Origin of the sequence: Duganella fentianensis (assembly GCF_964031615.1) — a bacterium.
Classification (GTDB): Bacteria; Pseudomonadota; Gammaproteobacteria; order Burkholderiales; family Burkholderiaceae_D; genus Rugamonas; species Rugamonas fentianensis_A.
Genome location: NZ_CAXIQN010000014.1, coordinates 13,921 through 39,475, shown reverse-complemented (window position 1 = coordinate 39,475; position 25,555 = coordinate 13,921). Strand labels below are relative to the sequence as shown.

At 60.3% G+C, this 25,555-nt stretch carries 24 protein-coding genes; 19 read left to right on the top strand and 5 right to left on the bottom strand.

Annotated elements, in window-relative coordinates:
- Positions 1-88 precede the first annotated feature (88 nt).
- The 6 genes from ABNT42_RS09880 to clpB all read left to right on the top strand — a co-directional run bounded on the left by ABNT42_RS09880 (position 89) and on the right by clpB (position 10,093).
- Positions 89-1,087, top strand: a complete 999-nt coding sequence (locus ABNT42_RS09880; RefSeq protein ID WP_348696558.1) for a DUF2804 domain-containing protein — start codon at positions 89-91, stop codon at positions 1,085-1,087.
- An 18-nt stretch (positions 1,088-1,105) separates the two neighbouring features.
- Positions 1,106-3,526, top strand: a complete 2,421-nt coding sequence (locus ABNT42_RS09875) for a GNAT family N-acetyltransferase (protein WP_348696556.1) — start codon at positions 1,106-1,108, stop codon at positions 3,524-3,526.
- A gap of 141 nt (positions 3,527-3,667) precedes the next feature.
- Complete coding sequence (locus ABNT42_RS09870) at positions 3,668-4,339, top strand: hypothetical protein (RefSeq protein WP_348696554.1); 672 nt, start codon at positions 3,668-3,670, stop codon at positions 4,337-4,339.
- Between the two features lie 68 nt (positions 4,340-4,407).
- Complete coding sequence (locus tag ABNT42_RS09865; protein WP_348696553.1) at positions 4,408-6,894, top strand: DUF349 domain-containing protein; 2,487 nt, start codon at positions 4,408-4,410, stop codon at positions 6,892-6,894.
- Entirely contained in the window at positions 6,894-7,391 is a 498-nt protein-coding gene (locus tag ABNT42_RS09860) for a molybdenum cofactor biosynthesis protein MoaE (RefSeq protein WP_348696551.1), read from the top strand. The genes ABNT42_RS09865 and ABNT42_RS09860 overlap by 1 nt, the downstream gene beginning before the upstream one ends.
- 119 nt (positions 7,392-7,510) lie before the next feature.
- A complete protein-coding gene (clpB, locus tag ABNT42_RS09855) occupies positions 7,511-10,093 on the top strand; it encodes an ATP-dependent chaperone ClpB (RefSeq protein WP_348696549.1) in 2,583 nt (860 codons plus the stop codon).
- A 5-nt stretch (positions 10,094-10,098) separates the two neighbouring features.
- Here the strand turns inward: clpB and ABNT42_RS09850 are convergent, their stop codons facing one another.
- Positions 10,099-11,037: a diguanylate cyclase gene (locus ABNT42_RS09850; RefSeq protein ID WP_348696547.1), complete on the bottom strand. Its 939-nt coding sequence runs from the start codon at positions 11,035-11,037 to the stop codon at positions 10,099-10,101.
- A gap of 159 nt (positions 11,038-11,196) precedes the next feature.
- Between ABNT42_RS09850 and rraA the strand changes: the two genes are divergently transcribed.
- The 3 genes from rraA to aceA all read left to right on the top strand — a co-directional run bounded on the left by rraA (position 11,197) and on the right by aceA (position 13,932).
- Positions 11,197-11,694 carry a ribonuclease E activity regulator RraA gene (gene rraA / locus ABNT42_RS09845; protein WP_348696545.1) on the top strand — a complete coding sequence of 166 codons (498 nt, stop codon included), beginning with the start codon at positions 11,197-11,199 and terminating at the stop codon, positions 11,692-11,694.
- A 47-nt stretch (positions 11,695-11,741) separates the two neighbouring features.
- On the top strand, positions 11,742-12,344 hold the full coding sequence (locus ABNT42_RS09840; protein ID WP_348696544.1) for a PEP-CTERM sorting domain-containing protein: 603 nt from the start codon (positions 11,742-11,744) through the stop codon (positions 12,342-12,344).
- Positions 12,345-12,636: 292 nt separating this feature from the next.
- A complete protein-coding gene (aceA, locus tag ABNT42_RS09835) occupies positions 12,637-13,932 on the top strand; it encodes an isocitrate lyase (RefSeq protein ID WP_348696543.1) in 1,296 nt (431 codons plus the stop codon).
- Between the two features lie 53 nt (positions 13,933-13,985).
- Here aceA and ABNT42_RS09830 read toward each other — a convergent pair whose 3' ends face one another.
- Positions 13,986-14,210, bottom strand: coding sequence for a hypothetical protein (locus ABNT42_RS09830; protein ID WP_348696541.1), 225 nt, complete (start codon positions 14,208-14,210; stop codon positions 13,986-13,988).
- Positions 14,207-14,464: a hypothetical protein gene (locus ABNT42_RS09825; RefSeq protein ID WP_348696539.1), complete on the bottom strand. Its 258-nt coding sequence runs from the start codon at positions 14,462-14,464 to the stop codon at positions 14,207-14,209. Before ABNT42_RS09825 ends, ABNT42_RS09830 begins: the two co-directional genes overlap by 4 nt.
- A gap of 206 nt (positions 14,465-14,670) precedes the next feature.
- Between ABNT42_RS09825 and rlmJ the strand changes: the two genes are divergently transcribed.
- Positions 14,671-15,924 carry a 23S rRNA (adenine(2030)-N(6))-methyltransferase RlmJ gene (gene rlmJ, locus ABNT42_RS09820; RefSeq protein WP_348696537.1) on the top strand — a complete coding sequence of 418 codons (1,254 nt, stop codon included), beginning with the start codon at positions 14,671-14,673 and terminating at the stop codon, positions 15,922-15,924.
- Between the two features lie 98 nt (positions 15,925-16,022).
- Positions 16,023-17,291: an EAL domain-containing protein gene (locus ABNT42_RS09815; protein ID WP_348696536.1), complete on the top strand. Its 1,269-nt coding sequence runs from the start codon at positions 16,023-16,025 to the stop codon at positions 17,289-17,291.
- A gap of 51 nt (positions 17,292-17,342) precedes the next feature.
- Here the strand turns inward: ABNT42_RS09815 and ABNT42_RS09810 are convergent, their stop codons facing one another.
- Entirely contained in the window at positions 17,343-18,068 is a 726-nt protein-coding gene (locus tag ABNT42_RS09810) for an SAM-dependent methyltransferase (RefSeq protein WP_348696534.1), read from the bottom strand.
- A gap of 19 nt (positions 18,069-18,087) precedes the next feature.
- Positions 18,088-18,699 carry a Maf-like protein gene (locus tag ABNT42_RS09805; RefSeq protein ID WP_348696532.1) on the bottom strand — a complete coding sequence of 204 codons (612 nt, stop codon included), beginning with the start codon at positions 18,697-18,699 and terminating at the stop codon, positions 18,088-18,090.
- Between the two features lie 128 nt (positions 18,700-18,827).
- On the opposite strand from ABNT42_RS09805, the gene ABNT42_RS09800 reads away from it, so the two are divergent.
- The 8 genes from ABNT42_RS09800 to fabF all read left to right on the top strand — a co-directional run bounded on the left by ABNT42_RS09800 (position 18,828) and on the right by fabF (position 25,502).
- Entirely contained in the window at positions 18,828-19,328 is a 501-nt protein-coding gene (locus tag ABNT42_RS09800; RefSeq protein ID WP_348696531.1) for a DUF177 domain-containing protein, read from the top strand.
- Between the two features lie 177 nt (positions 19,329-19,505).
- Positions 19,506-19,688, top strand: a complete 183-nt coding sequence (rpmF, locus tag ABNT42_RS09795) for a 50S ribosomal protein L32 (protein ID WP_008449924.1) — start codon at positions 19,506-19,508, stop codon at positions 19,686-19,688.
- A gap of 193 nt (positions 19,689-19,881) precedes the next feature.
- Positions 19,882-20,940: a phosphate acyltransferase PlsX gene (plsX, locus tag ABNT42_RS09790; protein WP_348696528.1), complete on the top strand. Its 1,059-nt coding sequence runs from the start codon at positions 19,882-19,884 to the stop codon at positions 20,938-20,940.
- Between the two features lie 23 nt (positions 20,941-20,963).
- Positions 20,964-21,989, top strand: coding sequence for a beta-ketoacyl-ACP synthase III (locus tag ABNT42_RS09785; protein WP_348696527.1), 1,026 nt, complete (start codon positions 20,964-20,966; stop codon positions 21,987-21,989).
- A 99-nt stretch (positions 21,990-22,088) separates the two neighbouring features.
- Positions 22,089-23,024: an ACP S-malonyltransferase gene (gene fabD, locus ABNT42_RS09780; RefSeq protein WP_348696525.1), complete on the top strand. Its 936-nt coding sequence runs from the start codon at positions 22,089-22,091 to the stop codon at positions 23,022-23,024.
- 69 nt (positions 23,025-23,093) lie between these two features.
- Positions 23,094-23,840, top strand: a complete 747-nt coding sequence (fabG, locus tag ABNT42_RS09775) for a 3-oxoacyl-ACP reductase FabG (RefSeq protein WP_155435118.1) — start codon at positions 23,094-23,096, stop codon at positions 23,838-23,840.
- 145 nt (positions 23,841-23,985) lie between these two features.
- On the top strand, positions 23,986-24,225 hold the full coding sequence (gene acpP, locus ABNT42_RS09770) for an acyl carrier protein (protein WP_055936274.1): 240 nt from the start codon (positions 23,986-23,988) through the stop codon (positions 24,223-24,225).
- 29 nt (positions 24,226-24,254) lie between these two features.
- A complete protein-coding gene (fabF, locus tag ABNT42_RS09765) occupies positions 24,255-25,502 on the top strand; it encodes a beta-ketoacyl-ACP synthase II (RefSeq protein ID WP_348696523.1) in 1,248 nt (415 codons plus the stop codon).
- Positions 25,503-25,555: the final 53 nt, after the last annotated feature.

The following is a 25,555-nucleotide window of genomic DNA, read 5'->3' as shown; positions in this document are numbered from 1 at the left end:
TGTAAAAAAAACTGTGTCGCGCACACAGGCAATATTGATTTTCTTATTAGAATAGCTGCTGGATATTGCCTTTACAGGATCCGGCCGTATGAAGCACACCACCTTGTCCGCCGCACCGCCACGCTTGCCCGGCATGGATGGCCAGCCGATTTTCGGCCGCTTTGCCGGCCATACGGGCGCCATCGACTGGCGCCAGCTGGCACCGCCGTATGCGCGCAGCCGGCTGTGGCGGCGTTTTCACCACAAGCGCTGGCATTACGTGGCGCTGTACACGGAACAGGTGTTCTGTGCGGTAGCGATCGTCGATGTAGGCTGGACCAACACTGCGTTTGCCTATGCGTTCGAGCGCCAGAGCGGGCGCATGCTGGCCGAATTCGCGCAGGATGGCCTGCCTGGCTGCACGGCCAGCCTACCGCACCGGATGACCGGCGTGAGCCAGTTCCGTCTGCTGGGAAAACAGATCCATATCAACACAGCCAGCGATGGCGCCAGCAGCCTGACGCTGCGCTGTGGCGAGTTTGCCATCGACGCCAGCTTCGGGCCGGCAGCGGCGCCGCTGCTGCTGGCCAGCGGGCCGGTGGCCGATGGCGCCGTACATGCCACCCAGAAGTCGGGCGGCATGCCGCTGCAGGGTGAGCTGCGGGTAGGTGGGCGCAGGCTGGCGCTCGATGGCGGGGTGGCCAGTTTCGATTATTCGAACGGTCTGCTGGCGCGCAATACGGCATGGCGCTGGGCTTCGGCGCATGATCTGTCGCTTGGTTTCAATCTGCAGGCCGGCTATTTCGGCGCGCAGGAGAATGCGCTGTGGCTGGATGGTCAGCTGTACCCGCTGGGCGCCGCCCGTTTCGAATTCGACCCGGCCGATAGCGCTGCACCATGGCAGATCAGCACTGACGACGGCCTGCTGGAGCTGAGTTTTACGCCGGAAGGCGCACGCCACGGCGACAAGAATCTGCTGGTGGCGGCCAGCCGCTATGTGCAGCCGATCGGCACCTTCAGCGGCTGGGTGCGCGGCACGCCGGACCAGCCACGCCGCAGCGTGCAACGGCTGGCCGGTGTGACGGAAGACCATGCGTCGCGCTGGTAAGGCAGGAGTGGTCGCACCATGAGTATCCGCCACCTTGACCGCATGTTCCAGCCCCGTTCGGTGGCGGTGATCGGTGCTTCCGACAAGCCGCACCGTATCGGCACCCGCGTGCTGGCCAATCTGCTGCAGGCGCAGGCTGCCGCTGGCCTGGGGGCCAGCGCGCGCGCCATCTGGCCGCTCAATCCGCGTCACCAGAATCTGCAGGGCCTACCCTGTTATGCCCGCGTCTCGGCCCTGCCTTCTGCGCCGGAACTGGCGATACTGTGCACGCCGCCGGCCACTATTCCCAATCTGATCGCCGAACTGGGCGCACGTGGCACCCGCGCCGCCATTGTCATGACGGCAGGACTGGAACAGATCCATAGCGGCGGGCGCAATCTGCAGCAGGCCATGCTGGCCGCCGCCAAGCGCCATCAGGTGCGCATACTGGGGCCCGGCAGCGTCGGCTTGCAGACGCCCGCGCTGGGGCTGAATGCCAGCTTTACCCATATTCCGGCCAGCGCCGGCAAGCTGGCCTTCGTCGCGCAATCGGGGGCACTGGGTACGGCCATGCTGGACTGGGCCAGCCTGCACGGCATCGGTTTTTCCCGTTTTCTGACCATGGGCGAGACGGCCGATGTGGACTTCGGCGATCTGCTTGATTATCTGGCCGCCGATAGTGCTACCGAGGCCATTCTGTTATGTATCGAGCAGGTCTGCTGCGCCCGTAAATTCATGTCGGCTGGCCGGCTGGCGGCGCGCGGCAAGCCCGTGATTGTGCTGAAAGTGGGGCGCGATGCCGAGCCCGGCGCCGATCTGGTATTCGATGCGGCGATCCGCCGCGCCGGCATGCTGCGCGTGCAATCGATCGAAGACCTGTTCGATGCCGTGGAAACGCTGGCGCGCCAGCGCCCCCAGCGGGGCGAACGGCTGGCCGTGCTGAGTAACGGCGTGGGGCTGGGCTTGATAGCCGCCGATGCGCTGGCTGCCGGTGGTGCCCAGCTGGCGCCACTGTCGGCCGAATCGCAGTTGTTACTGCGGCGTACTTGCGCCCAGCCGACCAATCCTGTGGCGCTGCTGGCCGATGTACCGGTGGCGCACTATCAGGCTGCCGTGGAGGCACTGCTGCATGAAACCAATGCCGATGCGCTGCTGTTCCTGCACGCGCCCACGGCCATGGTGGACAGTCAGCAGATCGCCACGGCGATTGCACCGCTGCTGCGCGGCGCCAGCAAGAATGTGCTCAGTTGCTGGCTGGGCGGCAGCGCTGTGGCGGCGGCCCGTCAGGTGTTTGCCGAAGCGGGCCTGCCCACCTACGATACGCCGGAAAAAGCCGTGCATGGTTTCCTGCAGATTGCCCAGTACCGGCGCAATCAGGACCTGCTGATGGAGGTGCCGGCTCAACTGGCCGCTACCTCGGCACCGGAACGGGCGGCAGCGCAGGCGCTGGTGGCTGCGGCACAGAGTAGCGGCCAGACCCGCCTGTCCGATACCGACCTACGCAGTCTGCTGGCGACTTACGGCATTGCGCTGGCCACGCCGCAGCAGGCCGCGCTGGCCGGCACCACGCTGGCCGCTGCGCGCATCGAGATTGCTACCGATGCCGTGTTCGGCCCTGTGCTGTATTTCGGGCAGGGCGGGCTGGCCGCCGAAGTGGCGGCCGACCGCGCGGCCGGACTGCCGCCACTGAATATGGTGCTGGCGCGCGACATGGTGAGCCGCACCCGTGTGGCGCGGCTATTGCAGCAGGCGCAGACCGCCGCCGACGCGGAAGCGCTGTGCCGTACGCTGGTGCAGGTGGCCGACATGGTGGCCGATCTGCCGCAACTGGCAGCGCTGGACCTGAATCCGCTGCTGGTGCTGGGCGGCAGCGTGGTGGCGCTGGGCGCGCAACTGGCACTGGGGCCAGCGCGCAGCCACCGCGCCATGGCGATCCGCCCCTATCCGCAGGAACTGGAGCAGGCGCTGGACTGGGGCGGTGGCAAAATCCTGCTGCGTCCCATCCGGCCGGAAGACGCGCCCCAGCATCAGGTGTTTTTCGCCGCGCTCGATCCGGACGACGTGCGGCTGCGCTTCTTCACGGCCATGCGCGAGCTGCCACCGGGCCAGCTGGCCCGTCTGACCCAGATCGATTACGACCGCGCCATGGCGTTTATCGCCACCCGCACGGGCGCTGACGGCGCGCCGGAGACGCTGGGCGTGGTGCGGGCAATCGCCGACGCCGATAATCAGGCGGCCGAATTTGCCATCATCATCCGCTCCGATCTGAAGGGGCAGGGGCTGGGCTACATCCTGTTCCAGAAGCTGGTCGATTACTTCCGCAGCCATGGCACGGCGCAGATTGTGGGCGACGCGCTGGCCGAGAACCTGGGCGTGCAGAAGCTGGTGCGGCATTTCGGCGGCAGCGTGCTGCCCCATCCGGAAACGGGGCTGGTGCGCCTGCAGTTGCCATTACGATAGCGTTTGGCCCCGCTTTGCGCTATATTGGGGAGGCGCGCCGTTTTGTTTTAAGTCAAAGCGTGGCTGTCGGCTTTATTTACACTTTTACTTCCGCTCTTGCCAGCCATCCGGTCTGGTCATACCACAGCTTTGGGAGTCAGAATGTTAACCGCCACATATGCACTGGTCGCACTTTCCGTTGAACAGGCTAGTGTTCGCCTCAATTTATTGGCGTTCCAGCAATATGTGCGTTCCACGCTGATGCAGCAGAATAGCGTTACGCTGGCCCAGCTCGAATATGCCTGCCACAGCCTGAATACCCTGTATCAGGCCTGCCAGTGGCGCAAAACGGAGCGTTATCTGATACCCGCCCTGCGCGCCGCCACCGAGCGCGCCGACCAACTGCTCGAAGAATTGAACCGGCTCAACCAGTCGGCTCTGGCAGCCGTGCGCGCGCTGCAGGAGCAGGCCACAGCGCTGGCCGATGCAGGTGAAGGGCAGGTGCAGCGCTTCAGCGACAATATCGAAGCGTTCTGCACGGCCATGCTGCAAAAGCTGGAAAAAGAGGAGCACGAGCTGTTCGCGCTGGCACGTAACAGCATCGCTGGTGATGCCTGGTTTTCCCTTGCGAATCAATTGATGCTGCACGACAAGCGCGTGGAAGAACTCAAACGCAGCGCGTCACCGGCGCCCCAGCCCGACGCAGAAGCTATCAACATGCCACGTTTGCAGGTGTTGCCGATGATAGAGCTGCAGCCAGTACAGCAAGACGTCATGGCGGCTTTGCCACGCTTGCGTGCACGGCCCGAGCAGGAAGTGCCGGCGCCGAAATAAGCGTGCTGTAACAGGCAAATTTTCTCTGCTTTGCTATGATGGTGGTTTTAGATACTTCATAGCGCATCATGTTCGAATTCATCTTCAAGCGCAACGGCGATAACGCCAGCGAAGCTCCGGCCGCGACAGAGACGGCGCCCAGCGCTGCCGCTGCAGCATCGGCCGAACGCCGCGAACTGCAGACGCAGCAGGCAGCAGCACTGAACGGAGATGAAGCGGCTGCTGTTGCGCTGATTCTGCACAGCGAATTTGCCGGGGTGCGCTTGCAGGCCGCCGAGCATGTGCGCAGTCTGGCCTCTCTGGAGCAGGTGCTGCAGGCCATGCGCAATACTGATCGCCGCGTAGCCAAGTTGATGCAGAGCCGGCTCGATGCGATCCGCTATCACGAAGCCGAACAGCGCAAGGCGGCGGCCTGTCTGGAACTGGCCGCGCGTCTGCTGGCCGATGACAAGCTCACCCCCAATCAGGTAGCGGAACTGGATCGCCAGTGGAGTATTACCACCGCCGATGCGGCGCAGGCAGCCAGCTTTGCCAGCCAGCGTGCGGCACTCGATGTGCGCCTGCAGGCGCAGGTGCAGTTGCAGCGCCAGATGATCGATGCACTGGCTGCTCTGCGCCAGTTGCTGCAAAGCGGGGCGGACAAGTCTGCGCTGGAAGCGGCGCTGGCTAGCCATGAAGCGGGCTATGCACAGGGCTTGCAGGCTGCCGAACATGCGACTCTGCCGCGCCATCTGCTCAATGATTACAGCGCAGCCTTGCAGCAGGCGCGTGCGGCTCTGGCGGCGCCGGTTGCCACCAAGGTTCCGCAGCCAGCCAGCGCCGCGACCGCAACGCCATTGGCCGCCGCAGTAGCAGAGGTCGGGGCGCCGGTGGCTGCGGCTGATGTTGCTGATGATGCGGCAGCCGAACCTGCCATTGCCAAGCCGGCCAAACAGTCCAAGCCTGTGGTCACCGATCCGCAATTTCTTAGTACGCTCGATGCGCTGGAGCAGGCGCTGGAGCAGGGGCTGCTGCATGCGGCGGCCGAACATGACAAGTGGCTCAAGGAGCACAAGGCCAAGCTGGCGCCGGCTGTCACGGAGCGGCTCAACCATCTGCGCGCAGAACTCAAGCGCCTGAGCGACTGGGCGCGCTGGAGCGGCAATGTCTCGCGTGAAGAACTGGTCAAGGTGGTGGAAGAACTGCCAGCCCTGGGGCTGGCCATGAGCGAGCTGGCCAAGAAGGTCGGCAGCATGCGCGAACGCTGGAAAGCGCTCGATGCAGTGTCCGGCCATGCGCCGCGCAGCCTGTGGGAGCGCTTCGACCGTGCTTGCACCACGGCCTATGCACCAGCCGCGGCCCACTTCAAGCAACTGGCCGACGAGCGCCACGCCAATTCGGCCAAGGCGCACGCCTTGATCGAGGAAACTCGCGCCATGGCGCAGGCCGCCGCAGAAGGTGCGGATCTGAAGAACGTGGCCGCAGCAGGCCAGCGCTTGCGCCAGATGTGGAGCCGTCTGGGCGCCATGGAGCGCAAGGAAAAACGCAAGCTGGAACAGGCTTTCGATAAAGCGCTGGGACAGATGCTGGCGCCGCTCACGCAGCAGCGCAAGATCGAAGTGACGCGGCGCGAGCAGCTGATACAGGAAGCCGAAGCGCTGCAGCCTAGCGATCGTCATACGCTGGATCAGCTCAAGCGCCTGCAGGAGCGCTGGCAGGAGCAGGCCAAGGCGCTGCCGCTCGAGCGCAAGGCCGAACAGGCGCTGTGGCAGCGTTTCCGCGCCGCCTGCGATGCCGTCTACACGCGCCGCAAGGAAGTGGCGCATGCGGCTGATCATGAACGCAAAACTCATCTGCATGCGCGCGAAGCGCTGTGCGCGCAGCTGGAAAGCGCTACTTTCAGCGGCGATGACAAGGCCCAGCTAGCGGCGATTGCTGCGCTGCTGCGCGAAACGGCCAGCGCATGGCAGCATGCCGGCGTGGTACCGCGTGCTGCCGAAGCCCGCATCAGCCAGCGCTATCAGGCCGCGCAGGCCCAGGTGCAGGCGCAGGCCGATGCGATCCGCCGCCGTAGCGGTGCAGCGCAGGCACATGCCTTGCGCGACAAGCTGCGCCTGTGTCAGGCGCTGGAAGGCCGGCTGGCGCAAGCGGCGACTGCTAGCGATTCGGCCAGCGATGCGGCCAGCGCGGAAGAATGGCAAGCGCGCTGGGTGGCTATTCCTAAACTGGGCGGCGACTACGAGAAGGCGCTGGGCGGCCGGTTCCAGGCAGCGCTGGCGCTGCTGGGTGGCGATGCCGCCAATTATCTGGCGCAGCTGGAAGCTAACCGCAGCCGCCTGCTGGACGAAGTGCTGCGACTGGAAATCGTCTCCGGTGTCGATAGTGGTGCCGAATTTGCCCGCGAGCGCCTGAAGATGCAGGTGGAAGTGCTGCAGTCTTCGCTCAAATCGGGCCAGAAGCCGCAAAGTGCCACGGCAGCCTATCTGCAGTTGTGCGCCATGCCGGCGCTGGCCGATGACCGTACGGTGAGCCGCATCGAAGCGCTGTTCCGTCGCATCGGCGGAGGAGAGCGCTGATGGCGGCCCCGATCACGGCAACGGCGGGCGGCGCGGCCGAACGCTACAGCGTGCGCGTACAGCAGCACGACTTTGACCTCAGTACGGAAGTGGCGCAACTGCGCGCCAGCCAGCCCGGCGTGGGTGCCATCGTCAGTTTTGTCGGCACGGTGCGCGATCTGAACGAAGGCGCCAGCGTGGCCGAGATGGAACTCGAACACTATCCGGGCATGACGGAACAGTCTATTCAGACCATCATTGAGCAGGCGCGCGCACGCTGGGATATTTTCGGTGCGCTGGTAATCCACCGCGTTGGCCCGCTCAAGCCGATGGAGCAGATCGTGCTGGTGGCCGTCACCTCGGCGCACCGTGGCGAGGCGTTTGCTGCGTGCGAATTCATGATCGATTTCCTCAAGACGGAAGCGCCGTTCTGGAAAAAGGAACAGACGCCCGAAGGCGCGCGCTGGGTGGATGCCCGCGTGAGCGATGATGTCGCACTGGAAAAGTGGTCAAAATAGCTCGTTCTTCCCGCAAGACTTGATCTGGCGCATGGAAAGATGAAATAAATCGGTGAATCCTTGAAATGTAATTGATCACCCCTATTTGGGCGATAAGTTAAATTGATGGGAGCAACACCATGCGTCAGGACAAACTCACGACCAAGTTACAGGAAGCCCTGTCGGACTCGCAAAGTCTGGCGGTGGGTAACGACAATCAATATATCGAGCCGGTCCACCTGCTGACCGCTCTGCTGAACCAGAACGACGGTAGCGCACGCTCGCTGCTGCAGCGCGCCGGCGTCAACATCGGCGGTCTGGTCAAGTCGCTGGGCAGTGCGCTGGAACGCCTGCCGAAAGTCTCGGGCACCAATGGCGACGTACAGGCCAGCCGCGAACTGATCGCCATACTGAATCTGTCCGACAAGGAAGCGCAGAAGCGTAATGACCAGTTCATTTCCAGTGAAATGGTGCTGCTGGCGCTGGCCGACGATAAATCCGATGCTGGTAAGCTGGCGCGCGAAAACGGCCTGACGCGCAAGGCGCTGGAAGCGGCCATCGACGCCGTGCGTGGCGGCGCCAAGGTGGATAATCAGGATGCCGAAGGCCAGCGCGAAGCGCTGAAAAAATACACGCTGGATCTGACCGAGCGCGCCCGCGCCGGCAAGCTTGATCCCGTGATCGGACGGGATGATGAAATCCGTCGCGCTATCCAGGTGCTGCAGCGCCGCTCCAAGAATAACCCTGTGCTGATCGGCGAACCGGGCGTGGGCAAGACCGCCATTGTGGAAGGTCTGGCGCAGCGTATCGTCAACAACGAAGTGCCCGATTCGCTCAAAGGCAAGCGCGTGCTGTCGCTCGACATGGCTGCGCTGGTGGCTGGCGCCAAGTTCCGCGGCGAGTTCGAGGAACGCCTGAAAGCCGTGCTGAAAGAGCTGGCCATGGATGAAGGCCAGACCATCGTCTTCATCGACGAAATGCATACCATGGTGGGCGCCGGCAAGGCCGAAGGCTCTATGGATGCGGGCAATATGCTCAAGCCTGCGCTGGCGCGTGGCGAGCTGCACTGCGTGGGTGCCACCACGCTGGACGAATACCGCAAATATATCGAAAAAGACGCTGCGCTGGAGCGCCGCTTCCAGAAGATCCTGGTGGACGAGCCATCGGTGGAAGCCACCATTGCGATTCTGCGCGGCCTGCAGGACAAGTACGAACTGCATCACAAGGTAGCGATCTCGGATGCCGCCATCATTGCGGCGGCCGAGCTGTCGCACCGCTATATCACCGACCGTTTCCTGCCTGATAAGGCGATCGATCTGATCGACGAAGCAGCGTCCAAGATCAAGATCGAGATCGATTCCAAACCGGAGGTGATGGACAAGCTGGAACGCCGTTTGATCCAGCTGAAGATCGAGAAGGAAGCGGTGAAGAAGGAAAAGGACGAAGGTTCGCGCCGCCGGCTGGACTTGATTGAGGAAGAGATTGTCCGTCTGCAGCGTGAACTTAACGACTACGAGGAAATCCTCAAGGCCGAGAAGTCGGTGGTGCAGGGCAGTACCCACATCAAGGAAGAGATCGACCGCATCAAGCTGCAGATGGAGCAGGCTACCCGTGACAGCAACTGGCAGCGCGTGTCGGAACTGCAGTATGGCCGTCTGCCGGAACTGGAAGCCCAGCTGAAACAGGCGGAGGCGGCATCGGCCAGCAAGACCGATACCAGTCAGCCCAAGCTGCTGCGCACCGAAGTGGGCGCGGAAGAAATCGCTGAAGTGGTATCGCGTGCTACCGGTATTCCCGTCTCGCGCATGATGCAGGGCGAGCGTGACAAGCTGCTGCATATCGAAGCCAAGCTGCACGAGCGCGTGGTGGGACAGGATGAAGCGATATCGGCCGTGGCCGATGCGATCCGCCGTTCGCGCGCCGGTCTGGCCGATCCTAACCGTCCATACGGTTCCTTCATGTTCCTCGGCCCCACGGGCGTGGGCAAGACGGAGCTGACCAAGGCGCTGGCCGGCTTCCTGTTCGATACGGAAGAAGCGCTGATCCGTATCGATATGAGCGAATTCATGGAGAAGCATTCGGTGGCCCGTCTGATTGGTGCGCCGCCCGGCTATGTGGGCTACGATGAAGGCGGTTATCTGACCGAAGCCGTGCGGCGTAAGCCTTACAGCGTGATCCTGCTGGACGAGGTGGAGAAAGCCCACCCCGACGTGTTCAACGTGCTGCTGCAGGCGCTCGATGATGGCCGCATGACGGACGGGCAAGGCCGTACGGTGGACTTCAAGAACACCGTGATCATCATGACTTCCAACCTCGGCTCGCACAAGATGCAGGCGATGGAAGATGCCGATCCGGCCGTGGTCAAGCTGGCCGTAATGGCAGAGGTACGCTCGCACTTCCGTCCAGAGTTCATCAACCGTATCGATGAAATCGTGGTGTTCCATGGTCTCGACGAGAAGAATATCGGCGCGATTGCCAAGATCCAGCTGGCGATACTGGAGCAGCGTCTGGCCCGCATGGAAATGACGCTGACGGTGACGGATCAGGCGCTGCAGAAGATCGCCGAAGCCGGTTACGATCCTGTGTATGGAGCGCGGCCACTGAAACGGGCGATCCAGCAGCAGATCGAGAATCCCCTGTCCAAGCTGATCCTGCAAGGCCGCTTTGGTCCCAAGGACACCATACAGGTGGATGTGCGCGATGGCGAGCTGAGTTTCAGCTAAGACTGCTAGGCTTCGGCACTGGCTGGAAGATGGCAGGTGATGCGGTTGCGTCCCTGCCGTTTTGCATTGTAGAGCGCCACATCGGCGCGCTTGAGCACATCCTCGAACGAGTGGTCGCCGGCCAGCATTTCACTGAGGCCGCCGCTGATGGTGGCGCCATCGCCTAGCACTCCCAGCAGGCGTAGTTCTTCTGCCACGCGCATGCGCAACCGTTCGGCGATGGGCTGGGCCAGTTCGCGCGTGGTATGGGGCATCAGCACGACGAACTCGTCGCCACCCAGACGGGCGGGAAAATCCGTGCTGCGCAGCACGGAGCGGCAGACTTCAGCCGTGGTCTGCAGCGCGCGGTCGCCGCACAGGTGGCCGTAGCGGTCGTTGATGCCTTTGAATTCATCGATGTCGAAGATCAGCACAGCGCTGGGAGTGTTGTAGCGCTCGTGCAGCTCAAAGTGCTCGTCCAGCATCTGCATCAGTTTGCGCCGGTTGGCCAGTCCCGTCAGCGAATCCGTTTCGCTGAACATGCGTAACTGCTTTTCCAGCCGCTTGCTGGCGGTGATATTGCTGGCGATCCATAGCACGGCATCTTCGCCCTGCACTTGATAATCGAGTGCTCTGACCCTTCCTTCGAACCAGATCACATCGGGCGGCCCTTCGTTGCTCAATCCCCGTACATCGCGCCCGCTGAGTGGATATTCCACTACGTGCATGGCGGGCCGCGCGAGCGCTATGCCGATCTGCTGGACAAACCACTCGGCCCGTTCATCGCTGAGCACATCGGCGATGGTCTTGCCGACCAGCGAGCTACCGTCGTGGTAATAGCGGTTGTCGGCGCCGCCGAACAAGGCAGCGTAGCGGCCGCTGCGAGTAAATATGAACGCCGGATCAGGGAGGGCCGCCAACAGACCGACGATTTGCTCGTGGGAAAATAGGGACACGTCTGTCATACACGCGCTCGGAGTAGGGGAAATATTTAATGTACCGCATTTCTTGTTCAGGACAGAAGAATTTATGATGAAATTGACATTTCGCCACAGTCTGGCTGTGCGCTTGCTGGTCTACGGCATAGAATTGACATTATTTTCAACACCAGTTCAGGACAGATCATGAAATTTGCCACCACCGATTTATGCGACGACCACCCTGAGCAGCTCGATGATGGCCGGCTGGCTGTTTTGCCGCCCGTATTCCAGTCGTATGGCCAGCTGCGCAGCTTTGCCGGACCGGCTTACACGCTGCGTGTGCACGAAGACAATGCGCTGGTACGTGCTGTGCTCGAAACGGCCGGGCAGGGGCAGGTGCTGGTGATTGATGGTGGCGCCAGCTTGCGCCGCGCGCTGGTGGGCGGTCAACTGGGCTTGTTAGCGCAGAACAACGGTTGGGCCGGTATCGTGGTCGATGGTTGTGTCCGCGATACAGACGAGATCAATGCCTGCCAGATCGGCGTGCGTGCGCTGGCGGCACACCCCCGTAAAAGCAGTAAAAAAGGCGAGGGTGACCGGCAGGTGCAAGTGCAGATTCAAGGGGTGGCAGTGCGTCCCGGCGCGTGGATCTATGCGGATGCAGACGGAATTTTAGTAGCGGAGCAGGCGCTACCGTGCTAAGCTTGTCGATGTAAAATAGCAAACAAAGTTGATCGATAGGAATTGCCATGAAAAAACTTCTGATGGCGCTTGCAAGTGCCGCTACGGTGCTGACGGCGCAGGCTGCGGTGGTGTCGTCGATACCGGATGCCACGGTGCTGACGATGACGCCCCATAGCGGCAATGTCTTGACACCTCAGACGCTGGCAGATGGGGTGGTGTGGAGTAGCAATGGCGAAAAATCGTTGTTCGGCTACACCGATCACTTCGGTTTCCACCAGAACGGCAAGTGGGAGGGCATGGCGCTGGCTTCGCCCAATGATGGCTTCAGCATGATGCAACTGGCTTTCGCGAAGCCGGTCGTGGCGGTGGGTGCGCTGTTCAATTATGGCCGCAGCTTCGGCGATGCCACCATTGCTGCCTATGATGCCAACCACCAGCTGATTGAATCCGTGGTATTAAATATTAATCTGCCGGACGATAGCGTGAATGAGGGCGTGTTTTACGGGTTTAGCGAAAGCACCGCCAGCATCAGCTATTTCGTCATGTCGGGCGCCTATATTGCCGCGACCGGATTCACCGTGCTGGCCGTACCCGAGCCGTCCACCTATGCCATGTTGCTGGGCGGGCTGGCCCTGTTAGGCTACACCGCACGGCGTCGCCGCAGTTAGTTCCTAGCCGGGCGCCACTGGCGCCACGATCAAACCCCGCATGCATTAGCATCCGGGGTTTTTTTTCATCTGGCGAAATCTTCGTTTTACATTGTGGTACGCGCCATTTCGACCTCTCGCCGAATTCTTCCATTTTGAGAAATTGCTTTCCGTATCCTGAAATTTCGTGTTTAAGTCGCTGATTTGTAATAATTAAAATCTGATCATTTGTCTTATATAAGACTCATTGTGCAAAGCACAAAAGGTCTATCATGGAGTCAGCGGATTTTAATTTTTGCAGGAGAAGAACATCATGGCCACTCGTGAACAGCAAATTGTCGAACTTCAGCAGGAATGGGATAGCAACCCGCGCTGGATGGGCGTGCGACGTACTTACAGCGCAGCCGACGTGGTGCGCCTGCGCGGTTCCTTGCCCATTAGTCATACACTGGCGCAGCGCGGTGCTGACAAGCTGTGGCAACTGCTGACCAAGGAAGCGCATGTGCATGCGCTGGGCGCGCTGACGGGCAATCAGGCGTTGCAGCAGGTCAAGGCAGGGCTGAAAGCCATCTACCTGTCGGGCTGGCAGGTGGCTGGCGACGCCAATCAGGCGGGTGAAATGTATCCCGATCAATCGCTGTATCCCGTCAATTCTGTGCCCATGGCCGTCAAGCGCATCAATAACACCTTGCAACGGGCCGACCAGATACAGTGGTCGGAAGGGCGCGACGAGATCGATTACTTTGCGCCCATCGTGGCTGATGCGGAAGCGGGCTTCGGTGGCGTGCTGAATGCCTTCGAGCTGATGAAAGCCATGATAGAAGCGGGTGCGGCCGGTGTGCATTTCGAGGATCAGCTAGCCTCGGCCAAGAAGTGTGGCCACATGGGCGGCAAGGTGCTGGTCTCCACCCGCGAAGCCATCGAGAAGCTGACGGCGGCACGGCTGGCAGCCGATGTGATGGGCACCAGCACCTTGTTGATCGCCCGCACCGATGCGGAAGGCGCCGATCTGCTGATGTCCGATATCGATGACAACGACAAACCGTTCTGCACGGGCGAGCGTACGGTGGAGGGTTACTTCAAGGTGCGCAAGGGGCTGGATCAGGCGGTGGCGCGGGCGCTGGCCTACGCTCCGTATGCCGATCTGGTGTGGTGTGAGACGGGGCGGCCCGATCTGGCCTATGCCAAGCGCTTTGCCGAAGCCGTGCATGCGCGCTTCCCCGGCAAGATGCTGGCCTATAACTGTTCGCCTTCGTTTAACTGGAAAAAGAATCTGGACGACGCCACCATTGCCCGCTTCCAGCGCGAGCTGGCAGCCATGGGGTACAAGTTCCAGTTCATCACGCTGGCCGGTTTCCACGCGCTCAATTACAGCATGTTCCATCTCGCGCACGGCTATGCACGGCGCCACATGACGGCCTTTGTGGAATTGCAGGAAGCTGAATTCGCTGCGGCGGAACGGGGCTTTACAGCCGTGAAGCATCAGCGCGAAGTGGGTACCGGTTATTTCGATGAAGTGACCCAGTGCATCCAGAGCGGTCTGTCTTCCACTACGGCGCTGCAGGGTTCGACCGAGGACGAGCAATTCTTCGAGCCCAAAGTGGCCTGAGCGCAAAGCAGGGCCGCAGCGCAGACAGTCACTGCGGCCCTGTCCCTAGTCATTTAGGGCTTGCCCAGATGCTGGCACAGGTGCTGTTTCAGGCGATCCTGAAAACTGTCGAGGTCGTCGATGGTGGCCAGATCATCATCCACTTCCAGCATGTGGGTGCGGTGGCCCGGTGCGAACGACACAGTGGCTTCGACCTGACCCTGACGTTCGGTCAGCGAGTGGCCCTGTACGGCAGCGAGGATGTTGTCCTGATCGTCAGTAATGATGGTCATTTTCATGACATGCCTCCGCCTTGCAGGTTGTGGAAGGCGCCGCCTATGCCCTTGTTGTGAATCTGGACAAAATAGGTGGCGTTGCCGTTGTTTTCCTTGCGCTTGCTTTGCTGGTCGGCCATGTGGACGGCACCCTGATTGGGCGCTTTCACATCAGCCGAGGCAAACTGGGTGCCGTGATCGCTGGGGTAACTATAATTCCAGAACGCCGTCTGACCGGGCGCCAGAAAGGTCAGCGGGCCTACATTATTGAAAGCCATAATCTCCTCCGATGGTGAGCGTCGCGCGCGGATGCTGCGCGGCAGTTCCATCTTAGGCAGGCTCGGGCGGCACAGTTTGATGCATTCGATATGGGGGGCCAGATCGCTGGCAAGAATGGCGGTTTTTTGGCGGTGTGGGCGTTCTGGGCGATAATGCGGCTTGTTTGCGCAAGCTTGCGCCCGAATCGCTTAAGAAAGTCCTCCCTATGTTTAGTTACCGTCACGCCTTTCACGCGGGTAATCACGCCGATGTGCTCAAGCACTTCATCACCATCCAGCTGCTGCAGTATCTGAACCAGAAAGATACCGCCTACACCTATATCGATACCCACTCGGGTGCCGGGGTGTATGCGCTCGATGGGACGTTTGCTTCCAAGAATGCCGAGTACGATACCGGCATCGGCCCCCTGTGGGAGCGCGACGATATGCCGCCCCAGCTGAAGGAATATGTCGATCTGATTCGCGCCATGAACCCTAGCGGCAAGATGCGCTACTACCCCGGCTCGCCGTATATCGCCGAGCAGGTGGCGCGCGAACAGGACCGTCTGCGCCTGTTCGAGCTGCATCCGGCCGATGCCAAGCTGCTGGCCGATAACTTCCGCAAGCTGGAAGAACATGCGGCCGAGCAGGGCATTCGTCCTACCGTGCGCGGCAAGCGGGTGATCGTTGCGCGCAGCGACGGCTTCCAGTCGCTCAAGGCATTGCTTCCGCCGCCATCGCGCCGTGCTCTGGTGCTGATCGATCCGCCATATGAAGACAAACAGGACTACAAAAAGGTCAAGGATGCGCTGGCCGAGGCGCTTACGCGTTTCCCTAGCGGTACTTACGCCGTCTGGTATCCGCTGCTGCAGCGCATGGAATCGCGCCAGTTTGCCGACAAGCTCAAGCAGTTGCAGTGCAGCGAGTGGCTGAATGTGGTGCTGACCACGCGCGAGCCGACACCGGATGGTTTCGGTCTGCATAGCAGCGGTATGTTCATTCTGAATCCGCCATACACGCTGGAACCCATGCTCAAGCAGGTGATGCCGTATCTGGTCAAGGCGCTGGGCGTGGACAGTGGCGCCCGCTTTACGCTGGAATCGGGTACGCCGACGCCTGTGCGTGGCAATGGCGGCACGGCTTCGCCCCGTAACGCAGCGGCCGCCGCTGGCGCGTCGCGTAGTGCCAACCGCAATGGGGGCGCTAACGCTAGCAATAGCGGCCCGCGCGGCGCGGCCGGCAGTGCTGCGCGTACAGGAAGCGCTAATGCGGGGCGTGCGACGGGCGGCAATCCACCGCGCGGAATGGCGGGCAATGCCGGGCGTGGCCCGGCTGGCAGCGCGCCGCGCGCTGGTACGGATGAGCGTCGCGAAGGTCTGGCCGCCAGGGCGCGGCGGCCCGCGCCGGCAGCACCGCGTAGCGGCGGCGCCACGGAAGGGCGTAGTGCGGCACCGCGCCGTCCTGTTAATCGACAGAAATAAGTTGTCAGCAAGACATGATGGGTATAGTCTGGTAGTCAGTAGCAATCCGACAAGCGTGGATTGCCTTCCGCAGGCTGATTACCAGATGGGGTGGTCCCATGATGTTAGCGCCGTCACCGCAGCAGGCCAGACCGTTCGATAACTTTTTCCTCGCGCGCCAGCCGATACTGAATCGTGGCCAGCGGCTGGTAGCTTATGAGCTACTGTTCCGCGATGGCCGTGTGCGTAACGATGCCTGTGTCAGCGATAATACGGCGGCCACCGCCAGCGTGATCGCCCATGCGTCCGAACTGGGCATGGGGCAGGTGGTGGGCGAGCAGATGGCTTTCGTGAATGTGGATGCGGTCGGCCTGATGAGTGACTTCATCCGCTTCCTGCCACCCGATAAAGTCATTCTCGAAATACTGGAGACCGTCAAAGCCACACCGGAATTGCTGGATCGCATACGCGAACTGAAACGTGCCGGCTTCCGGTTTGCCCTTGATGATGTGGTCGAGCAGACGGACGACGTGCTGCAGTTGCAGCCGCTGTGCGACGTCATCAAGATCGATATCCATGAAAAAGGGCTGGAGCACCTGCCCGCGCTGGCACGCCAGTTCAAGAATCCCCGCCAGAAACTGCTGGCGGAAAAAGTCGAAACCATGGACGAGTTCCAGCAATGCATGGATCTGGGTTTCGAATACTTCCAGGGCTATTATTTTGCCCGTCCCATGATACTTAGCGGGAAGAAGATTTCCCCCTCGCAGCGTAGTGTGCTACATCTGCTGGATCTGCTCAATCAGGATGCTGCCAGTGAAGAAATCGAGCGCAGCGTCAAGCACGACGCCCTGATTACCCTAAATCTGCTGCGGCTAGTAAATACGCCGGCCGTAGGTGCGCGCTGCCGCGTTAATTCGGTCGGTCATGCGCTAATGGTGCTGGGGCGGCGCCAGCTCAAGCGCTGGCTGCAGATCCTGTTGTACGTGAAAAATGGCGCGATACAGGAATTTACATCGCCACTGCTGCAGCTAGCCACCACGCGCGGCAAGACGCTGGAACTGATGATGGAGCATCTACGCCCCGGTCAGCGGGTGAATGCCGACATCGGCTTTACGGTGGGGGTCATGTCGCTGATGGATACGCTGTTTTCCATGCACATGAACGAAGTGCTCGATAGCGTGCAGGTGCTGGAAGAAGTGCGCACGGCGCTGCTGTACCGTGCGGGTGACTATGGCAGCATGCTCAGTCTGATCGAACAGATAGAGCAGGGGCGTGATGGACAGCATCTGGCGCAGCGCCTGCATGCGTTGCAGCTGACGCCGGCGGCACTGTATGCGATACAGCTGGCCGCCATCGAATGGGTGAGCGACTATACGCGCGGCATCTGACAGGCGCGCGACTGCGGCAGCGCTGCGGCGCGTCGACCTTTACGCTAGCACTTATTGTCCCAGTAGCAGGAACACGGTGGGCTTCTTGTGGAAGTCGGGCGCGGCTGCGCTTTTCCACTTGGCTGCCGTCATGGTGCGGATGGTCTCGCTAGGCAGGCTCAGATCGGTTGCCACACAGATCAGCGTGCCGGGAGCGCAGGCGGTGCTCAGTGCTTCCAGCATGGCGCCGTTGCGGTAGGGCGTTTCGATAAAGAGCTGAGTCTGTTTTTCTTTGCGCGAGCGTTGCTCCAGTTCCTTGATGCGGGTAGCGCGCTGGGCCGCATCGGTGGGCAGGTAGCCATTGAAGGCAAAGCTCTGGCCGTTCAGTCCACTGGCCATCACGGCCAGCAGTAGCGAGGAAGGGCCTACCAGCGGACGTACGGGAATGCCATGCTGATGCGCCAGTCGCACCAGATCGGCGCCCGGATCGGCCACGGCCGGTACGCCTGCTTCCGATACCAGACCACCATCCTGACCGTCCAGCAGTGGTTGCAGCAGGCCGGTGAGGGCACTGGCGGGGGTGTTCACATTCAGTTCGGCAATGCGGATTTCCTGCAGCGGTTTGGCCAGCGGGTGGCGCGCATGTACCAGTTTCAGGAAGGCGCGCGCCGTCTTGGCGTTTTCTGCGACAAAGTAATCGAGCTGCGAAGTCAGTTGCTGCACCTGTTCGGGCAGGACGGAAGCCAGAGTTTCAGTGTCGCCCAGCGTATTGGGAATCAGGAAGAGGGTGCCAGTCATAGTGGATTCTTATAGTGCATTATTTAAAAAACGGCATGCCAGCTTGGCGCAGCATGCCGGTCAGGGCGATCAGGGGCAGACCCGTCAGGGCGGTCGGGTCATCGCTCTCGATGCGTTCGAGGATGGCGATGCCCAGCCCTTCATTCTTGGCGCTGCCGGCGCAGTCATACGGCTGCTCGATGCGCAGATAGGCATCCAGCTCGGCATCGGGCAGATCGCGGAAGCTCACGTGGGCGCGTACTTCGTACAGCTGATAGCTGCCATCGCGACCATCCCACAGGCACAGGGCTGTGTGGAACACCACGGTGCGGCCGCGCATCTGTTGTAATTGTGCCAAAGCGCGTGCATGGTCGCCGGGCTTGCCGATCTGGGTGCCATCGAGCGTGGCTACCTGATCCGAACCGATCACCGGACAGCCGGGCAGGCGGGCGGCGACGGCGGCAGCCTTCTCGCGCGCCAGTCGCAGTGCGGTGTCGGCCGGGCCTTCGCCGGCCAGCGGGGTTTCGTCGATATCGGGTACAGCCACTTCAAACGGCAGTTGCAGGCGCGAGAGTAATTCCTTGCGGTAGGCCGAACTGGAGGCAAGGATCAGGCGCGGCAGCGCAGGAGTGCAGGGTAAACTTGTGGTCATGAGGGGAATGTTATATGCTCTGTCGCCGGTAGCGTAAGTGCCTGAAATCAGGGAGAATTACGCATATCCTTTGACTTACGACTGAAAACCCTGCTATTATCGCAGGTTTTCCGGGGAAATTTTCTGTAATGAATGCTATTGTGATCGACGCCTTTGATTTTTGTCGGAGCAACGGCAGCCAGCAAGGCGTGACGCCTGTTGCCGAAATGACCCGTTTGGCCAAGGAGTGTGCGGACCCGTCCGGCACGATTACCTGGAGTGCCGTAGGAAGCATCAGCAAGATGGGCTTCCCGCAGATGACGCTGTCCGTTGCCGGTACCGTGCAACTGGTTTGCCAGCGCTGCCTGACGCCTTACGCGCACACCATCGATTCGTCGACGCTGTTGATGCTCGGTAAAGATGACGAGCAAGCCGATGAAATCGAAGAAATGATTAATGATGAGACGATCGATGTGATCGTCGGTAGCCGCAGCATGGAGCTGATGGATATGGTGGAAGACGAAGCGTTGCTGGCCCTGCCGCATACGCCGAAGCATGAAGTCTGCCCCGATACCGCTCTGCTGGACAAGGCAAAAAGCGCGAAATTGTCGCCTTTCGAAGCCCTCAAGGGCCTGACCCCGAATAAGTAGTGTTGTAAAGAACGTGTCAAACGCGTGTAGTAATCGAGTATGGCAAGTTAGCAGTGAACCGTAGTAAAGCAATACACTAATGCCTACAAGAAATTTTGCTGGTAGGATACTCGATTCGCATGTATTTGCTGGTCGAATGTGTTAAAATTTTAGAACTTAGTATTAGGAGTCATTAACATGGCAGTTCAACAGAACAAGAAGTCCCCATCGAAGCGCGGTATGCACCGTTCGCACGATTTCCTGGTTGCTCCACAACTGGGTATCGAGCCTACCACCGGTGAAACCCACCTGCGTCACCACATCAGCCCTAACGGCTTCTACCGTGGTCGTAAAGTCCTGAAAACCAAAAACGACGAGTAATCGACGCTTTTGCTGGACTCTGAAATAGGCGGTGCTACGTGTATAAGGCGCGCAGCATCGCTTTTTCTTTATCATCGGCTGCAATCCTCTTTGCACACCGTCATTTTGAATCGCGTAGACCGACCGCTGTATGGTCCGCCGCCGGCCGTCGCCAGCCCCATCGGGACTGGAGCGTGGTACTGAATCAACCCAAATGACAATCAAAATTTCTATCGACTGCATGGGCGGAGACCATGGTCCATCGGTCACTATCCCCGCGGTAATTTCCTTCCTCAAGCAGCATGCTGACGCCGAACTGGTACTGGTCGGTCTGGAAGACGTATTACGTGCGGAACTGAAAAAACATCACGCCGAAGACCACCCGCGTCTGAGCATCGTGCACGCCTCCGAGCAGGTGACCATGGATGATCCGCTGGAAGTGGCGCTGCGCCGTAAAAAAGACTCGTCGATGCGCGTGGCCATCGAACAGGTCAAGGACGGTAAGACTCAGGCCTGCGTGTCGGCCGGTAATACGGGCGCGCTGATGGCGGTGGCCCGCTATGTGCTGAAAACCATGACGGGCGTCGATCGTCCGGCCATCTGCAGCATCATGCCTAACCAGAAGGGCGGCCCGACCTATATGCTGGATCTGGGTGCCAACGTGGATTGCGAACCGCACCACCTGCACCAGTTCGCCATCATGGGTTCCGTCATGGTGTCGGCGATGGAAAATATTCCCCGTCCTACGCTGGGCCTGCTCAACGTGGGCACGGAAGACATCAAGGGCAACGATGTGGTCAAAGCCACCAGCAAACTGCTGCAGGCTGACCACGAGCGCGGTGCGCTCAACTTCTACGGCAATGTGGAAGGCAATGACATCTTCAAAGGCACGACCGATATCGTCGTCTGTGACGGCTTTGTGGGTAACGTCACACTCAAGGCAGTCGAAGGTGTGGCACGCTTCTTTGCTGATACGGTCAAATCGGAATTCACCCGCAATCCGCTCACCATGCTGGGTGCGCTGATCGGTCGTGGCGCACTGAACAACGTCAAGAAGCGTCTGTCGCCATCGCGCTATAACGGCGCCAGCCTGCTGGGTCTGCGTGGTCTGGTGTTCAAGAGCCATGGCGGTGCTGATGCATATTCGTTTGAATGGGCGATCAAGCGCGCGTATGATGCTGCAAAAAATGATGTGTTGCCGCATATCTCGACCCTGATTTCCGAGCTCATGCCGCGCAATGCCGAAGCGCCGGAAACACCGGCCTCAAAATAATCTGTAGTGGACGACGAGAGGGCATGACTTTGTATAGCAAAATTATCGGCACTGGCAGCTATCTGCCAGCAAAGCGCGTGACCAACCAGCAACTGGCGGATCAGCTCGCAGCCAACGGTATTGAAACTTCCGACGAGTGGATCGTCACCCGTAGCGGCATTTCGGCGCGTCACTTCGCCGAAGCCGAGCAGAAATCTTCCGATCTGGCCGTGATCGCCGCGCAGCGCGCGCTGGACATGGCCAAGCTGCAACCTAACGATATCGATCTGATCATTCTGGCCAGTTCGACGCCGGACTTCCTCGGCAGCTTCCCTAGCACGGCCTGCATCGTGCAGCAGAAACTCGGTATCACCAACAATGGCGCTGCCGTTGACGTACAGGCCGTGTGCTCGGGCTTCGTGTATGCCGTTTCGACGGCCGATGCTTTCATCCGTGCCGGTGTGCACAAGAACGTGCTGGTGATTGGCGCCGAAGTATTCTCGCGCATCCTGAATTTCGAAGACCGCACCACCTGCGTGCTGTTCGGCGACGGCGCTGGCGCTATCGTCATGACGGCATCGGAAGAGCCGGGCGTGCTGGCCACCAAGCTGCACGCGGACGGACGTCATTCGGACGTGCTGAGCGTGCCGGGCAATGTCAGTGCCGGTGGCGTGGATGGTTCGGCCTTCCTGTACATGGACGGTCCGGCCGTATTCAAGCTGGCGGTTTCCGTGCTGGAGAAGGTGGCGCATGAAGCTCTGGAGCACGCTGGCATGACGCAGGACCAGATCGACTGGCTGGTGCCACATCAAGCCAACATTCGCATCATGAGCAGCACGGGCAAGAAACTGGGCCTGCCGCCAGAAAAAATGGTGGTCACGGTAGATCAGCATGGCAACACCTCGGCTGCCTCGATTCCGCTGGCGCTAGACGTGGCGGTACGCGATGGTCGCATCCAAAATGGTCACAACGTGATGATGGAAGGTGTGGGGGGTGGCTTTACGTGGGGCGCTGTTCTTGTGAAAATGAATGGTTTGCCAGAGGTAGGCGACAAAAAGGCCGCACTTTAGGCCCTGATTTAGAATTAGAGTTCTAACGAACTCGCCAGTAGTGCAGATGTCACGATGACATGCTAGCGTAGCGATCTACATAATCTGATGGATGAAGTAATGACTAAATTTGCTTTTGTTTTCCCTGGTCAAGGTTCGCAAGCGATTGCCATGATGGAAGGCTTTGCCGGTAATCCTGTGGTCGCTCAAACCATTGCAGAAGCGTCCGACGCGCTGCAGTTCGATCTGGGCAAACTGATGGCCGAAGGCCCGAAAGAAGAGCTCGATCTGACCACCAATACCCAGCCAGTGATGCTGACGGCCGCCGTGGCCGTGTATCGCGCCTGGCTGGCGGCTGGTGGTCCGCTGCCATCGCTGGTAGCGGGTCACAGCCTTGGTGAATACTCGGCACTGGTTGCGGCCGGTGTGATCCAGTTCAAGGATGCTGTACCGCTGGTACGCTTCCGTGCGCAAGCCATGCAGGAAGCCGTGCCGGTCGGGCAGGGCACCATGGCCGTGGTACTGGGCCTGAGCGATGATGATGTGCGTGCCTCGTGCAGCGAAGCCGCTGCCGCTGGCGGCGTGGTCGAAGCCGTCAACTTCAATGCACCAGCACAGGTGGTGATCGCCGGTGAAACCGCGGCCGTCGAACGCGCGTGCGAAATCGCCAAGGGCAAGGGCGCCAAGCGCGCCATGAAGCTGCCTGTGTCGGCACCATTCCACTCGTCGCTGCTGAAGCCTGCTTCGGATCGTCTGCGTGACTATATGGCCGACCTGAGCTTTGCCGCACCGCAGATCGCCCTGATCAACAACGTCGATGTGGCTGTGCTGAACGACCCGGCTGCCATCAAGGATGCGCTGGTACGTCAGGCTGCTGCCCCTGTGCGCTGGGTAGAAACCATGCAGAAAGTGGCAGCCGAAGGCATCACCAACGTGATCGAATGCGGTCCGGGCAAGGTGCTGATGGGTCTGACCAAACGTATCGATGGCAATCTGGTGGGCGACGCCATTACCGATCAAGCATCGCTGGAACGCGTGTTGACCCTGCTCAAATAATTCAGCAGCTAATTAAGCAGGCAAGTAAGCAGGTCTTCAGGCACACTCCCTACACGTCAAAGGAAATACATGAATTTAGCAAACCAAGTTGCCCTCGTTACGGGCGCATCGCGCGGCATCGGTAAAGCCATTGCCATCGAGCTGGCCCGTCAGGGTGCGCGCGTGATCGGCACGGCCACCAGCGAAGCGGGTGCCGAAGCGATTTCCGCCTATCTGGCCGAAGTCGGTGCCGAAGCAGGCAAGGGCGTGGTACTCAATGTCACCGACGCCGAGCGCTGCACGGGTCTGATCGACGAGATCAGCAAGACCTATGGCGCGGTGGGCATTCTGGTCAATAACGCCGGTATCACCATGGACCAGCTGGCCATGCGCATGAAGGATGAAGAGTGGGATCAGGTGATCGCCACCAATCTGAGCGCCGTGGGTCGCATGTCGCGCGGCGTACTGCGCGGCATGATGAAGGCCAAGACTGGCCGCATCATCAACATCACGTCTGTGGTGGCCTCGTCGGGCAACCCGGGCCAGATGAACTATGCCGCTGCCAAGGCTGGTGTAGAAGGCATGACGCGCGCGCTGGCGCGTGAAATCGGTAGCCGCAACATCACCGTCAACAGTGTTGCGCCGGGCTTTATCGATACCGATATGACCAAATCGCTGGGCGAAGAGCAACACGCTGCCCTGCTGACCCAGATTCCGCTGGCCCGTCTGGGCAAGCCGGAAGACATCGCTGCGGCGGTGGCTTTCCTGGCTTCGCCACAGGCAGCCTATATTACCGGTACTACCCTGCACGTGAACGGCGGGATGTATATGAATTGATGTGTTCCGGTGAAGAAATACTCACCGGTTCCCGTCTTTTAGCAGTGTTTTCGGCTGAGATAGCAGCAGACGCCGAAAATCGTTTTTAGGCGCGCAAACCTGATAAAATGCGCGCTTTCCGTAACAAACATAATGGAGCCATAACATGTCGGATATCGAACAACGCGTTAAGAAAATCGTCGCTGAACAACTGGGCGTCGCTGAAGCAGACATCAAGACCGAGTCCTCGTTCGTTGACGATCTCGGCGCTGACTCGCTGGACACCGTAGAGCTGGTAATGGCTCTGGAAGACGAATTCGAAATGGAAATCCCTGACGAACAAGCAGAAAAGATCACGACCGTGCAGCAAGCGATTGACTACGCTACTGCCCACGTCAAGGCCTAATTCTGCCCGATCGACTCTAGGAGAATCGCTTGAGAGGTTCTAAAAACCGTCGTGTTGTCGTCACCGGCCTCGGCTGCGTGACCCCGGTCGGCAATACTATTGCCGATTCGTGGGCCGCCATCACCGAAGGTAAATCGGGGATCGCCAGCATCACCAAGTTTGATGCGCAAGCTTTCACCACCCAGTTCGCCGGTGAAGTCAAAGGCTTCAATATCGAGGATTACATCCCCGCTAAAGAAGCGCGCCACATGGATACCTTTATCCATTACGGCATGGCCGCCGGCATACAGTCGGTGCAGGACGCTGGCCTGGTCGTAACCGAAGAGAACGCCGATCGTATCGGCGTGATGATCGGTTCCGGTATCGGCGGCTTGCCGCTGATCGAAGAAACCAAGCAAGACTACGACAAGCGCGGTCCGCGCCGTATCTCGCCATTCTTCGTGCCTGCTTCGATCATCAATATGATCTCGGGCAATCTGTCGATCAAGTACGGCATGCGCGGTCCTAACCTGTCGATCGTGACGGCCTGCACCACCGGCCTGCACTGCATCGGCATGGCGGCCCGCCTGATCGAATACGGCGATGCCGACGTGATGATCGCTGGCGGTGCGGAATCGACCGTATCGCCACTGGGTCTGGGCGGCTTCGCTTCGGCCCGTGCTCTGTCCACCCGCAACGATGATCCAGCGACCGCTTCCCGTCCATGGGATACCGATCGTGACGGTTTCGTGCTGGGCGAAGGCGCCGGTGTCATGGTGCTGGAAGAGTACGAGCACGCCAAAGCGCGCGGCGCCAAAATCTACGCGGAGCTGCTGGGCTTCGGCATGAGTGCCGATGCTTATCACATGACTTCGCCTCTGGAAGATGGTAGCGGCGGCAGCAAGTCCGTGATTGCTGCACTGGCGCATGCCGGTGTCAATCCGGATCAGGTGCAGTACCTGAATGCCCACGGCACGTCGACCCCGCTGGGCGATCTGGCCGAGGTGCAGGGTATCAAGCGTACCTTCGGTGCGCACGCCAAAAACATGGTGATCAACTCGACCAAGTCGATGACGGGTCACCTGCTGGGCGGTGCCGGCGGTCTGGAAGCAGTGTTTACGGTACTGGCAGTACACCATCAGGTGTCGCCACCGACCATTAACATCTTCAACCAGGATCCGGCCTGCGATCTGGACTTCTGTGCCAACGTGGCGCGCGATATGAAGATCGAGTATGCAGTCAAGAACTCGTTCGGCTTCGGCGGCACCAACGGCAGTCTGGTATTCGGCAAACTGTAATACCCGGTTCGGCTCCGGCCTGAACTAAATAACGCTCACCCTGTCCAAACAGG